The organism is Bartonella machadoae (assembly GCF_022559585.1).
Taxonomy (GTDB): domain Bacteria; phylum Pseudomonadota; class Alphaproteobacteria; order Rhizobiales; family Rhizobiaceae; genus Bartonella; species Bartonella machadoae.
The window spans coordinates 330,892-343,801 of record NZ_CP087114.1; the positions used below are offsets into that span (position 1 = coordinate 330,892).

The 12,910-nt window shown below is 41.0% G+C and carries 15 protein-coding genes and 3 pseudogenes; 4 read left to right on the forward strand and 14 right to left on the reverse strand.

Annotated features, from left to right (window positions below; translation table 11 throughout):
• Positions 1–64: 64 nt before the first annotated feature.
• The 3 genes and pseudogenes from LNM86_RS01625 to bgtA form a co-directional block, all read right to left on the reverse strand.
• Positions 65–271 (reverse strand): helix-turn-helix transcriptional regulator, encoded by a 207-nt coding sequence (locus tag LNM86_RS01625; protein WP_241438164.1) that lies wholly within the window; start codon positions 269–271, stop codon positions 65–67.
• A gap of 218 nt (positions 272–489) precedes the next feature.
• Positions 490–1,657 (reverse strand): annotated as a pseudogene (locus LNM86_RS01630) (tyrosine-type recombinase/integrase).
• Between the two features lie 175 nt (positions 1,658–1,832).
• Positions 1,833–2,342 (reverse strand): annotated as a pseudogene (bgtA, locus tag LNM86_RS01635) (gene transfer agent endolysin BgtA); the annotation flags it as partial.
• 180 nt (positions 2,343–2,522) lie between these two features.
• Between bgtA and LNM86_RS01640 the strand changes: the two are divergent.
• Both LNM86_RS01640 and LNM86_RS01645 read left to right on the forward strand, forming a co-directional pair.
• Positions 2,523–2,845 (forward strand): annotated as a pseudogene (locus LNM86_RS01640) (type II toxin-antitoxin system RelE/ParE family toxin).
• Between the two features lie 12 nt (positions 2,846–2,857).
• Positions 2,858–3,169, forward strand: coding sequence for a helix-turn-helix domain-containing transcriptional regulator (locus LNM86_RS01645; protein ID WP_241437610.1), 312 nt, complete (start codon positions 2,858–2,860; stop codon positions 3,167–3,169).
• A gap of 68 nt (positions 3,170–3,237) precedes the next feature.
• Here LNM86_RS01645 and LNM86_RS01650 read toward each other — a convergent pair whose 3' ends face one another.
• From LNM86_RS01650 to LNM86_RS01685, 8 genes are read right to left on the reverse strand one after another with little or no spacing between them, the layout of a single operon-like run.
• Positions 3,238–4,548 carry a contractile injection system protein, VgrG/Pvc8 family gene (locus LNM86_RS01650; RefSeq protein WP_241438165.1) on the reverse strand — a complete coding sequence of 437 codons (1,311 nt, stop codon included), beginning with the start codon at positions 4,546–4,548 and terminating at the stop codon, positions 3,238–3,240.
• The gene (locus tag LNM86_RS01655; protein WP_241438166.1) at positions 4,545–4,769 is read right to left on the reverse strand and encodes a tail protein X; all 225 of its coding nucleotides are present in this window, start codon (positions 4,767–4,769) and stop codon (positions 4,545–4,547) included. Before LNM86_RS01655 ends, LNM86_RS01650 begins: the two co-directional genes overlap by 4 nt.
• Positions 4,766–5,146: a phage tail protein gene (locus LNM86_RS01660; protein ID WP_241438167.1), complete on the reverse strand. Its 381-nt coding sequence runs from the start codon at positions 5,144–5,146 to the stop codon at positions 4,766–4,768. Before LNM86_RS01660 ends, LNM86_RS01655 begins: the two co-directional genes overlap by 4 nt.
• Positions 5,147–5,151: 5 nt before the next feature.
• Entirely contained in the window at positions 5,152–7,287 is a 2,136-nt protein-coding gene (locus tag LNM86_RS01665; protein ID WP_241438168.1) for a phage tail tape measure protein, read from the reverse strand.
• Entirely contained in the window at positions 7,284–7,472 is a 189-nt protein-coding gene (locus tag LNM86_RS12915) for a GpE family phage tail protein (protein ID WP_372712451.1), read from the reverse strand. The genes LNM86_RS01665 and LNM86_RS12915 overlap by 4 nt, the downstream gene beginning before the upstream one ends.
• On the reverse strand, positions 7,397–7,681 hold the full coding sequence (locus tag LNM86_RS01675) for a phage tail assembly protein (protein ID WP_241438169.1): 285 nt from the start codon (positions 7,679–7,681) through the stop codon (positions 7,397–7,399). The genes LNM86_RS12915 and LNM86_RS01675 overlap by 76 nt, the downstream gene beginning before the upstream one ends.
• A gap of 2 nt (positions 7,682–7,683) precedes the next feature.
• Complete coding sequence (locus tag LNM86_RS01680; protein ID WP_241438170.1) at positions 7,684–8,190, reverse strand: phage major tail tube protein; 507 nt, start codon at positions 8,188–8,190, stop codon at positions 7,684–7,686.
• On the reverse strand, positions 8,190–9,581 hold the full coding sequence (locus LNM86_RS01685) for a phage tail sheath subtilisin-like domain-containing protein (protein WP_241438171.1): 1,392 nt from the start codon (positions 9,579–9,581) through the stop codon (positions 8,190–8,192). Before LNM86_RS01685 ends, LNM86_RS01680 begins: the two co-directional genes overlap by 1 nt.
• A 161-nt stretch (positions 9,582–9,742) precedes the next feature.
• On the opposite strand from LNM86_RS01685, the gene LNM86_RS01690 reads away from it, so the two are divergent.
• Positions 9,743–10,057, forward strand: coding sequence for a type II toxin-antitoxin system HigB family toxin (locus tag LNM86_RS01690; protein WP_241438172.1), 315 nt, complete (start codon positions 9,743–9,745; stop codon positions 10,055–10,057).
• Complete coding sequence (locus LNM86_RS01695) at positions 10,054–10,410, forward strand: helix-turn-helix domain-containing protein (protein ID WP_241438173.1); 357 nt, start codon at positions 10,054–10,056, stop codon at positions 10,408–10,410. Before LNM86_RS01690 ends, LNM86_RS01695 begins: the two co-directional genes overlap by 4 nt.
• A gap of 114 nt (positions 10,411–10,524) precedes the next feature.
• Here the strand turns inward: LNM86_RS01695 and LNM86_RS01700 are convergent, their stop codons facing one another.
• The 3 genes from LNM86_RS01700 to LNM86_RS01710 all read right to left on the reverse strand — a co-directional run bounded on the left by LNM86_RS01700 (position 10,525) and on the right by LNM86_RS01710 (position 12,500).
• Complete coding sequence (locus tag LNM86_RS01700; protein WP_241438174.1) at positions 10,525–11,346, reverse strand: DNA adenine methylase; 822 nt, start codon at positions 11,344–11,346, stop codon at positions 10,525–10,527.
• Positions 11,347–11,739: 393 nt separating this feature from the next.
• A complete protein-coding gene (locus LNM86_RS01705; protein WP_443984238.1) occupies positions 11,740–12,333 on the reverse strand; it encodes a glycine-rich domain-containing protein in 594 nt (197 codons plus the stop codon).
• Entirely contained in the window at positions 12,312–12,500 is a 189-nt protein-coding gene (locus LNM86_RS01710; RefSeq protein WP_241438176.1) for a hypothetical protein, read from the reverse strand. Before LNM86_RS01710 ends, LNM86_RS01705 begins: the two co-directional genes overlap by 22 nt.
• Positions 12,501–12,910: the final 410 nt, after the last annotated feature.

A 12,910-nucleotide genomic window follows, 5' to 3' on the forward strand; every position in this document is an offset into this window, starting at 1 on the left:
TTTGCTATTTTCAATTTACGATAATTTGAGAAAGCCTTGTCCGTCCTTACGTGACAAGGTTTTTTTATGCCACATCACTGAGATGTTGACGTTGCGTTTTGGCTTTTTCAATCACATTCAACAGATCCGATTTTAACCAACGTGATAAAGAACCAAATTTTAAGGGCTTTGGTAAAGCTCCATTGGTGACATGGCGACGGAATGTTGAAACGCTTATATGCAATAATTTTGCACTTTCACGGTCTGTAAGAAGAACATCATGTTCAGTCATAACTAAATCCTTTCAATCTAAAAATAGTAACAAATCATAAGTATTTATTAACCATATTTTATTGAGATTTGAAAGTAAGTTTAATCATAAAAAACAGTACTTTATGATGTATTTTCTCATTTGATAATTTATGAATCTTATTGAGCAAAAATGAGTAAACGAAGAGAGAAAGTTATCCACAGATAATGAAGTAAAAATGGGGTACAAGACCCCATATTTTAAGATTGCCCCGTGACATAAGCCGCCCATTTATCCATATAAACACGGCGCTGTTCTAAATAATCAGTACGACGGTAAGCACGCTCTACTTGTCCACCGACCACATGACCTAGAATGGTTTCTGCTACCTCAAAAGGGGCATCGGTTGTTTCTGCTAGCCAATCTCGTAAACTAGATCGAAATCCATGAGGGCAGGCATCAAGTCCAGTTCTTTGCATGTAATGTGACATGCACTTAACAGCAAGGGGACCGCGACCGGTTGCAGAGAAAAAGAAATCATTACGCGACAACAAGCGCGCTTGTTTCAAAATTTCCAATGCCTCTGTTGATAGAGGCACGCGAAATTCTTTTGTTGTATCACGCCTTCCTTTCATATTTTCAGCTGGGATAGTCCATATATCATCTTCAATCTGATCTTTATGGATATGACGCAAAGGATAGGTACGAACGCCTGTCAGAATAAGCAGACGCAAAGCCAATTGTGTTAGGGTTGGTGTTTTGCAAAGTGTTTTATAAAAAAACGGAACATCTCTCCAATCCATTGCTGGTCTATTTTGCATTTTATGGCGTTGTTTGCCTAAAAGAGCTTTTGCTTTTTCTGTTGCTTGTAGATCAACGTCCAAACCCAATGCAGCAGCATGTTTAAAACAAAGATTAAGACGAATGAGAGCTTTTTCTGCTGTTCTAGCTTTAGTATGCCAGATGGGAGCAAGGGTATTGCGTATATCTGTTTGGGTAATTTCTGAAACCGGCATACAACCTAACTTAGGGAGAATATGAAGTTGTAAAGATGAAAACCAATCTCCATTTTTACCATCATTTTTGAGTTCAGCTTTACGACTTTCAAAAGCATCCACGGCAATATCTTTGAGATAATGCAGATTACGCATTGCCTCACGTTTTTGTTTCTCACGTTCTTTAATGGGGTCACGACCCTCACGTAAAACAGAACGCCATTGGGTTGCACATTCACGAGCTTGCTTTAAAGAAACATCTCTTAAGGCACCCAATCCCATTTCACGACGCCGCCCGTGGATGGTATAGCGTAAAAGCCATTGAGCACCCCCATCTTTACGCTTATGAAGTAACAAGCCGAGCACCATCATTATATTTGCCAGCCCCCAATGTTGCGACAGCCCTTGCATTAAGACGATTCATTAAAGGCATTTTTCTTCCTTTCTAAACGATTTTCTACCCACACACCAACCCCACTTATGACGTGCAAATAAGTGACTTTAATTGATTGAACATAATATGATTTGAGATGAGAAAATCTTACAATATTTGGGGGTCTCATTCAATATGCAAAACAGTAAATTATCATTATAAATCAATGCGTTGTCTCTGCTTTGAAAATTCCCATTGGCTGTTTGGTTTCTACTGGTTGATAATTGGAGGAAACATAAGCGCCTTTTGCCCATAAGCCTGCTTCTGCTGTACGCCGGTGTACAAGACCTTGCAAACGTTTTCCACCCGCTTTGGTCCATTTCTGTAATTCAGAGGGCACGGTTTCATATTCACCTTGATTGAGTTTTTTTAACAGTGTCGAATTGCAAAAGGCTGCTGTTCCTACATTATAACAAAAGGACACGAGTGCTGCGAATTGTTCGTCTGTTAAGGAAACTTGAACAGCGTGTTCAACAGCATTCTCAAATTGTTGCAAATCATGGCAAAGAAACTCTTCTGCTTGTTCTTCAGTGATTATCATGCCCTTATGAACAAAGGGTTTTCCAGCAGAATTTGTATGTCCATAACCAATGGTCCATATACCAATGGCATCTTTATAGGCGTTGAGACGCAAGCCTTCCCATTGTTTAATAAGTGCTAATCCTTCTGATGATATTTTTCTCATAGGTTTCTCCATAAAAAAAGCTCCGCACAAGGCAGAGCTGGATTTAAAAGTGAATCTCTTGTCTCTTCGAAAAGATGGCTTATTAAAACTTATGTAGTTTTTTCACTGAAACATAAGAATATTTTTCTCAACTTTTCATTTTCCTCTTGACAAATATTCGTTTATAAACGAATATATATCATGTTTGAAATACGTCACTACCTTACCTCTGATGGCAAAAACTTGATAACTGATTGGCTGCGAAAGCTCCGTGATGTACAGGCTAAAACTGCTATTATTCGCCGCCTTAATCGCTTAGAGCAAGGAAACTTTGGTGATTTTAGCCGCTTCGTGATGGTGTTCATGAACTGCGTATTAATATTGGTCCTGGCTACCGAGTTTATTATGCACAGTCTGGAAAGACCGTATTGTTGCTATTATGCGGCGGTAGCAAAAAAACACAAGATACTGATATCACTCGCGCATGTGCTTGTTGGCGTGATTGGCAAAACCGTGAAGATTAAAGGAGTGCAAAAATGAAAGACTGTAACCATGATGATGCAATGGCGGAAATTTTCTATGATGACCCTAAGATAGCAGCAGCTACCCTTGATGCAATCCTAGCAGATGGTGATCAAGGTGAATTGCTTGTAACACTTCGCCAAATGGCTAAAGCTTATGGTGGTGTTCAAGCTGTAGCTAAAGCAGCCAACTTGAATCCCACACAGCTTTACCGTACACTTTCAGAAAAAGGCAATCCAGAGTTTCGCAGCCTGAATGCTTTACTGCGTACCATGGGATTTCGCTTAGCTGTACAGCCTCTTGAACGACCAGTTCCACACGTTTAATCTGTTGTATTGAGTGTATTAATTGTCTTCTTAAACAACAGTGTTTTATAGCAAAACATGGTAGCTTATTATGTATCCTCCTCATCCATATGGATGACGCCTTCACCTTCATCATATGCATTTTGTGGAGCATTTGAATCAAGAGTGTCATCCTTATCTGGTGTTGTGTTTGCAACATTTCCAGCGGCGTCTTCTTGTCCTTCATCAAAAAGTTCGCACTCTATTTTTGTGGTGTAACCACCCGTTTTATCAAGCTTGTGCTTGACGCTTTTGATGCGCCATTCTGCTGGTATATAAGGACGGAAAGGGGGCTCTTGAACAAGCTTTGCTTCTGCTTGCACAAAGGGATCACCACCAATATCACAGGAGAAAGAAGATTTACCCCGTGATGATTTGTTACGATAAGCAGCAATAGCCGCAACAGCTTCTGATTGATTATGATAGGTATATTTGAGTTCATGAAACGGTGAATGACCGGATTTGACTTCTTTCTTTTCACCACTGCGCAGATCATAATAGGTTGCGATAACGCCGCCTTTTTTCTCTTGTTCTTGCTTCTCCGCTTCTTTTTCTGTTTTTTCTCCTCTCTCTGATTCAGATGGTTCTGGTAGATCATTTTCATCCATATGGATGGTGTTTTCATCCTCCTCTATCTCTTCTGGTGCACGTGCATCTGCTGCGGCTTTTTGGTCCTCACCACCATCGGTTTCTAGACCATTGGCTGCACCTGCTTCATCCCGTGCACTGTATTTAAAATCCCAACATGTGCACTGTTCCTCATGAAGAACCACTATGGGAAGTGTCTCACCGGTGATAGCTTTGCCTTCTCCCCGTTTGGCAAGGACTAGCTTACCATCAACAGGCTTTGCTACCGCATCATATTCCTCTGCAAGGCGAGCGGCAAAAGCCATATCACTTTCAGATGTTTGATCAATATGACGCACAACAATTTTTGCAAGAGAAGGGTCAACCTTTGCGGTATAACCATTACGCTGTGCGATTTCTTGAACAATATGGCCAAGTGTTTGCTGGTGATAAGATTGGCTTTTGGGTGTTCTATAAGACGTGTTCATCGCCGCAGCACGCCCTGTAACGGTTAAGCTTTGTGGTGGACTGCTTACAGAGATCTCGTCTATCAGATAGGCTCCCATATCGCGTATTTTGTCGCCCTCATAGCCAAGTGTTACGGAAAGAACTGTTCCGATAAGGGGTATATCAAGAAAGCCATTATCACTGTTGCGTGCACGGTCATCAAGCTCTATGGTGATACGGTCGCTTTTGTCTTCTGCCTCATCGGTTATTTCAATTGATAAAACATAATCCATGAGCGTTTTGGTAATGTCTTGTCCATTTGCCATAACCATGCAAAAAGGTTTCATGATTTGCTGCCCCAAATTCTAATCACGGGTGTGGCTTTGGGATAGGGGAGGGATGGCAAAATGATTGTTATGCCTGCTGTCAAAATAGGTCCATAGTCTGCAAGCCCTAAATTTGCCGCATAGACACGTTCGACAGCAAGCGATTGTTGACCTTTGGCATAATATTTCCAGCAAATGGCATCAACCATATCGCCTTGTTTTGTCCTATAAAGATCACTCATAGGTCTTCACCATATTCTCTCAGTTTTACTGTAAATTCTTGTTTTTTGGGGGCACCATTATAATGAAAAACACTTTGCTTTTCCTCCACGGAAAGGATGACAAATTTGCCTAAAATTTTGCCTTGCCCTGTTACAAGAATGTGAGGTCCCTGATGGGCGATTTGCCGCAAATATTCGAGTTGTCCATGCCCACCTTTGAAATCTGGATAAATCACACCCGTTAAGGAAAATTCTGCATTTGCAACAGCAGGCAATTGAAGAGCAGCTTTTCGTCCCAATCGTCCTTGCTCGACCCATGGTATACCATAAGACAGATCAAGAGTTTGATAGGCTGCCGTTTCAATCGAAAAAATAAAACCACCCAAAGCAAGCATCATGGTCTTTAATCCGAAAGGCTAGAGGCTATCGCCAAACGTTGCTGTTTTGCATAGCGTTCAAGGGCTTGATTGACAGCATCTCTGATTTCATCTTTGAGACCATTTGGCACTGAAATATTTAGATTTGTAATGGTTATACGGGCATCTACTTCAACAGGTTTATGAATTGCAATTGGTTTGGGAGCTTTGAAGGCATCTGCTTTTGCATTGGGAGTTTCCATATGCTTTGTTGCAATTGCCCCTGTATTAAAACCACTGTTGCTTTTTCCAGATGGGCTTTTGGGTACGACCGCTGTATCCATCATTCTTTTCGCACGTGCATTGGTTTCATCGGCAAAGGTTTTAATCGTTTCTGTTGAAGTTTTGTTGATTGAAACATTGAAACCAAGTTTTTCTTTCATCCAGTTAGGCATCCAACTGGTTAATTTGCTTATCATGCCGCTAAACCAATTGCATAGAGCGGTCCATTGGCTTTTGATGCCGTCCCACAAGCTGCCAATGAGATTAGCCCCTGCATCCATTAAATTGACGCCAAACAACCAATCAATCAATGCGTTGATTTTTTTTGCTATCCAGTAGAGTGGTGAAAACTTTTTAAAGAGAGTAAAGAGTTTACTGAAAGTGTTACTGAACAAACTGGCAAAAGAATCCCATAACTTGCTTATGAAATTTACGACTGTATTCCAGTTTTTGTAGAGCAGATATCCAGCTGTGACAAGCGCCGCAATGCCTCCGATTATCCAACCGATAGGAGTGGTCATGATTGCGACACCAAGTGATATAAAAGCAGAACCAACGGCAGTTATTGCTGGAATAAGTGAAGTGACAAGAGTTACAGCAAGACCGGCAACGGTTGAAGCCGCTGGTGCCATTGCCGCAATGAATGCTCCGGTAAGAACTGCACCAACTGCGGCTAAAGATGCTGCGACCCAACCATTGAGTTTGTCCCAATATTTATAGAGTGCAACAAGTGCCGCAATACCACCAATGAGCCAACCAATAGGTGTTGTCATGATTGTATAGCCAAGCGTGACAAAAGCTGCACTCACTGCGGCTAATGCAGCAATGAGTGGACCAAAAATAAAGGAACCAAGCGCTATAAGACCTACTTTTAACAGGGTTATTTCACCAACAAGCGGTTTCATCCAGAAAAACCAGCCTTTAATTCTCTCGGTAAGATCACTGATGCCTTTTCTTAAATCAGAGGTAGGATCAAGCAAATCATGAAAGACTTTTTTTAAGGTTTTTGCCCATCCAGCAACGGTTGTTTTTATGAGATCACGGTTTTCGTCAATTAATTTTTCAAAAGCGTCAATCATATCGTTGAGAATAGGCATAAAGCGTGCGCCAATAAAGCTCGCTATACCGCCTATTTTTTTCTTAAAAGCACCAAGCTTATCACTTAAATCTGCGGCATATCGTGCGACATCGGCACCAATTAACCATTTTCCTTTCCGTGCTTTTGCAAACAGCTCTTTGATGGGAGCCATCCCTTGCGCAAGCATGGCTGCCATTTCCTTGCCATCGCCACCAAACAGCAAAGCAGCAATATGCTGTCTTTGCGCTTGATTGTTCATCTTACTCATCTTGTCGGTAATTTCTTCTAACAAGGTAGAGTTTGATTTGAGTTTTCCAGAGGCATCTTTGACAGAAATGCCAAGCGCCTCAAAACCCATAATGCCTCTTTTTTGTCCGGCATATGCTTGTGCCGAACGCCTATTTAAAGTTGCTAAGGATTGTTGAAAAAGTTCAGAAGAGTATCCTGAATTGTCTGCCGCATCACCCCATAACTGAAGCGCTGTGACACTCATCCCCAAATGCCGTGATGCGTGATGAAGACTATCCCCAAGATGCATAGTTTTCATGGTGACGGCGGTGACACTTGCGATAAGACCTCCACCGGCAAGTCCTAAAGCATCGGTAAAGAGCGAAGCACGGCTTGCCGCTGTGCCAAGGGCACTTTGAACGCCTTGCAAACGTGATGTCATATTTTTTACCGCAGCAGAAAAGCGAGGGATACTCAATCTATGGGAGAGTGTCTTTGACAATGTATCAAATCTTTTTTGAAGATGTTTAAGAGGCGCGGTAAGTTTGTCTTCAAGAGACAATTTTACCTTTGCATCAGCAACTTTTTCACTCATTTTGATTTATACCTTTCTGCTGCTTGTTTTCGCCAGAAGATTAATTCTTGCGGTTCCATTTCCATCATGTCTGCAAGGGACCAATGAAAAACAATGGCAATATCCGCTATCAGTTTAGCGGCGGTTTCCCAGTCGAGGTATCCCGCCGCTTGATAAAAGACTCTAAAATTTCTCCAATGCTCGATAAGTCACTAATATCGAGTTCTCCAACAGCTTCATGGGGCCATCCAGAAAGGCGTGCAACCATAGCAATTGTTTGTTCAACACCTTCCTTTTTGTCAATTGCTTGCACATCTTTCGTTTTGGGGCGCTGTAAGGTGATTGTAGTATGCTCTTTTCCTTCAAAGGTCACAGGGATAAGCAATTGATGCGTTATGCTTGATTGTACGGTCATTTTTATATTCCTAAAAAGTTTTTATGTTCTGCTAATTGGTTAACACCGTTGAATTTTCTCACTAAGTTGAGGACATCTATCTCAACAATTTCAACATCCTTCTGAACATATTTGAAATACTGCAATGTGAATGTAGCAGTGGATGTTGCTTTGCTTCCCGGTTGCCATTCTGCCATTTCAAAGCCTTTGCAAAGTCCCCTCATAGTGATGACAACACCTTCTGCTGGTGTGCCTTGTGCTTGCATTGAACTTCGTAATGAAATGTTCACATCAGAGCGCCCTAACAGTGCCATCAGTTCTGGAGAGCAATCAGAAATGGTCATAGTAAGGATGAGTGTTTCAAGCCCAAGATCAATCTCAAGAGAGCTATCCATGCCACCACCGCGATAACTTTCAACAACCAAACTTAAATTTGGCAGCGTCACGCTTTCGCATTTTGCCTGATAGGGAATACCATCAACAAAAATGTTAAAATATTTTAGAACTCTCGGTAAAACGGGTACAGTCATTAAAAGATCTCCTCTAGGTAATCATTGATAATGCGTGAACGGAATGTGATATGTTCTGCTGGTGTTGTTGGTGTAAATTCGACATTGAAATAGACTCTGCCGCTCTCAATAGCGCTTGCTGTATTCAACTCTGGATCAGGCGTGCACTGCCCACCGAGAATGGCACCTTGCGCTTTTAAATCACGCAAATAGGCATTGACGCTTTCACTCACATCACTCATGTAGGTTTTTTTGATATTGCGGTCGACCGCCCACATGTGCCCACGCAAGATGGCGTCATTGATCATATCCGCGGTTCTCACAACGGATAAGAAAGCGAATTTTGTATCGCTTGAAAGGGTGCGATTGCCCCAAAGACGATAACCATTCTCACGAATAATTGTTGTGATGTTTTGTTCATTGAGAAGGTTGGCACGGCTTGATCTATCACCAATGGAAAAATCAATCGGGCGGGCAACTCCTACAATGCCATTGATCACTTTGTTTGAAGGGGAATGCCAAAAACCATGTGTGAAATCTGTTTTGGCAATGACACCAGCAACCGCTGCACTTGCCGGCTGTTCTAGGATTTCTCCATTACGATTTACCTTTACAAAAGGATCAACAATAAGCGCGCGTTTTGAATCAAAATCCTTTGCTGCATCAAGAGCTGCTTCATCGGTTGTGTTTGGTGCGTCAATAACCACAATAGCGCGTAGCCGCTCGGCAATACCAATCAACTCTGCTGCTACAGGATTAGAAGTTGCACTGATTTCGGCTTTTGCTGTTGCACCAGTGCCATCACCTTCAATCACTACATCGGGGGCGGTTTGATAATCAAAACCATTGTCCTTGAGAATAATCGAGGTTACTTGTCCATTATCTAGGATTGCTTCTGCTTTTGCACCGCCGGCAATTTTAACAGTTGCTTGGGTATAACCACTGCCTTTGTTGGTGACCTCAATCTTGCTAATGCTAACAGGGCGTTTATGGGTAAAGCCTGGAGCAATCAGAATGCGTGGTGTTTGTCCAAGAAGGGATTGCGCTCCAATCAAAGCATGCACACCTTCATAAGCACCATTGGCGTTCACACCGCCTAAAACATTGGTCAATGTAGCATTTTCATTGTTGCCTTCTTGCACACGCACGACAACAACAATAGCACCCACTTGCTTAAAAATGAGATCAAGAGCATTGGGTAGGGTACCTTGACGTTTTCCTGTTTTATCCAGTTTTGCTGCTTGTGAAAGTGAACCGGTAACCAACACCGGCGTATTAAGGGGAAAAGCCTGTTCATCGGCATCGGGTGCTGTACCGACAATGCCGATAACTGCCGATTGAACCGCACGAAGGGGACGTGTGCCATCGTCCACCTCGACAACTTCAACACCGTGTAAAAAACCTGTTGTCATTATGATGCTCCTTTGTATGATTGGTGAATGAAAACGAATGGGAAAAATGAGAGACAAACAGACGTTCTTGAGAACAGTTTGTTTTCAAGCAATACTTTTTTACAAATATCTTGACATAGTCCCAAAATGGTACTAAAGTTAATAACAGTCAGGATACACTTATGAAAATTGTTAAAATCTCCACACTGCAAATTTTTTGGGATAAATATCCCGACGCAGAACAACCCTTAAAAGCATGGATAGATGAAGCTAAAAATGCACAATGGCGTTCACCTCATGACATTAAAGAGAAATATAAAAATGCAAGCATATTAAAGAATAATCGTGTTGTTTTTAATATTAGAGGCAATGATTATCGTTTAATTGTTTCAATCTTTTATCCAGCAGGCTGGCTTTATATAAAATTTATAGGGACACACAAACAGTATGATGCAATTGATGCTAATACTGTAGAACTAAAGGAATTTAAGAAATGAATATTAAGCCTATTCGTACAGAGAAAGATTACCAAGAAGCATTAGAAATTGTGTCTGCGATGTTTGACAATCAGCCAAAAGAGAATACTCCAGAATTTGATCAAATGGAGATTCTTGTGTTGTTGATTGAAGCATATGAAGCAGAACACTACCCTGTTTCTCCTCCTCATCCGATTGAAGCTATTAAATTTAGAATGGAACAAATGAACTTAAGTGCTAAAGATCTCGTTCCAGCGATTGGTCATTTAAATCGCGTTTATGAAATCTTGAGTGGCAAAAGAAAATTAACACTGCGCATGATTAGAAATTTGCATCAACAATTTAATATCCCATTGGAAAGCTTGATAGCTTAGGTTTTATTAAAAAGGCAGAGGAGAGATCAAACTGTGACACTAGATTTTGTAGTAATTTACTTTTTAAAGGGTCTTCAGAGGTCATTTAAAGCCCTTTTAATGAATCTTTTTTTCCTAAAAATCGCAATTTGAGATAATCAACTCTTTAGCCGGAATCGCATTATTTGAGGCGTTATACGAATAAAGTGTTTTCACCTCTTTTATCTTAAATTGACTAAAGATTTCTCGGATCTCTAGTACATCATTGAGAGAGAGAAGAAACTTCCCCTTTAATTGTGCAGGCAGTGTAGACATTGTCTGGTAATCCTCTCGCTTAAACAAATCCTTTCCATAGTAGTCCTCAACACCCCAATAAGGTGGATCAAGGTAAAACAAGGTGTTTGTCCGGTCATAGCGAAGGATAAAATCAGACCAATCTAAATGTTCAATGGTAACACCTGCTAAACGCTGGTAAATAAGCTTTAACAATGCTTCAAGTTTGAATGTATTAAACCGTGCACTGCGATCTGTTTCAACTCCAATCATACGATTTGCCACCTTTCCGCTAAAACTCAAACGTTGCAGATATAAAAATCGCAAAGCCCGTTCTAAATCGGTGAGGGTCTTTGGGTCTTGCAAAGTGAAACATTGAAACGCTTCACGGCTGCTAATCTGGAACTTCAACAAATCCATAAAAGGGTGATAATGGCGTTGTAACATCCGAAAAAAATTTACCACATCACCCAAACGATCATTGATAATTTCAGTGGATGGGATCAATTTCCTCCTAAAGAATATTCCTCCCATGCCAACAAAGGGTTCAGCATAAATTTTATGAGGAATGCCTTCTATGATTTTGATAATGGTTTTTGCTAACCTGCTTTTCCCACCAATATAAGCAGCAACTGGTGTGACTGGATCAATAGATTTTAATGTTTCCTTGTAAAGTGTATCCATAATTTTTTAACACTCTTTCATCTATATTAGCCATCTTCTCATTGCTTCAAGTGATAAGAAGTGGCTGCGATGTTAAGTGCGCTTACATCGGGCGGGTCTGTCGCAAAATTTGTCCCGTTGGCTGGACTACCAGCCCAGCCTCTATTTTTATGCTTTGTTTTCCTTTGTTTGGTGCTTATAGAGTGATTTCTGTGATATATCGGCTTGGTTTTTTACAGTGATGGGGAACTAGAGCTGCTTGCCTATAAGCTGTTTATCTCTGCACGAAATCTTTGGAGTAAAAAATGGGGTGACTCGCTATGATTTCGGGATACCCCTCTAAAGACAAAGAATGACTTTGCTTGCTATAGATTAGATTTGGTCAATCTTTCTCTTGCGGTTTATCATAAGCATTTATTCTTTCCACAATCTTATGAGAACAGCGCCATCAGCTTCAGCACCACTGTAATACCTATCCGCATGAGCACCCGCACCACCACCTCCAAAACCACGCCCTGCTTTTCCTGAAGCATAAGAACCTTGTCCCAGTCCTCCGTCACCACCCCTTGATGTATCACCTCCAGCATCACCACCATTTCCACTGCTCTTACCTTTGATTCCTTCTGTTCCAGCATGTCCATTCCCACCTTTAGCAAAACCCGGGTGATCATCTGTTGCCAAGCCAAAATTTCCGCCAACTCCTCCATCGCTCAGGTTACTATAGTTTCTGCCTCTCCTTCCTGCAGCGGTAATAAAATTCTTGCCAATAATAGTTGTTCCTCCAGAATTACCTGATGTTCTCCAACCTGCTACAGGAGCTCCTCCTAAACCAATTACGATATCTTCATGTCCGTTTAAGCTTGCTTTATAGCCATACCACACTGAGCAACCGCAGCCGCCACCACTTCCTTCTAAGCCTGGTGTGTCAGCTCCACCGCCACTACCGCCGCCACCCCAAGCTTGGATTTCAACTTTGGTTCTATCCGTTACCCAATCGGGCCATATAATTTTTCCATCTTGTTATAGAGCAATTCAGCATCGGCAAGCGCCGGCCAATTAATAATATTCTCAATGAAATCTTTTTTAATTTTTTCTCTTTCCGCCAAGATGGCTGCATCCATTTGCGATTTGGTATAAACAAGATCACCATCAACTTTAAGCGGTCCTTTAAGCATGCTTTCCAAAATTGGACTTAAACTTATTATTTTTTCATCATTATATTTGATACTGAATGGACTCACCCCTAACAGTTCTAAACTACCATCAACGATGACTCTTCAGCTAAAGAAATGGCACTATACGAAAAAAACATAATAAAAACAATACTTTATATGCATTTATTTTATATGAATCCACTTAAAAATCCATACTTTTATGCATGATTCAATTGACCATTTTTTACAAACAATAGCCATATATAAACAGAGCATAAAAAGCAAATCATGATGCCAATGTTATAACATATGAGAGCATTCAGATGAAATGCAAAGCGGTTATCATTCATAACAGCACATAAATTTTACAAGACGTTTTTATCATAATTAAATCGTATTGTTAAAACGAAAAGCACGTATCAAAAGCTGTT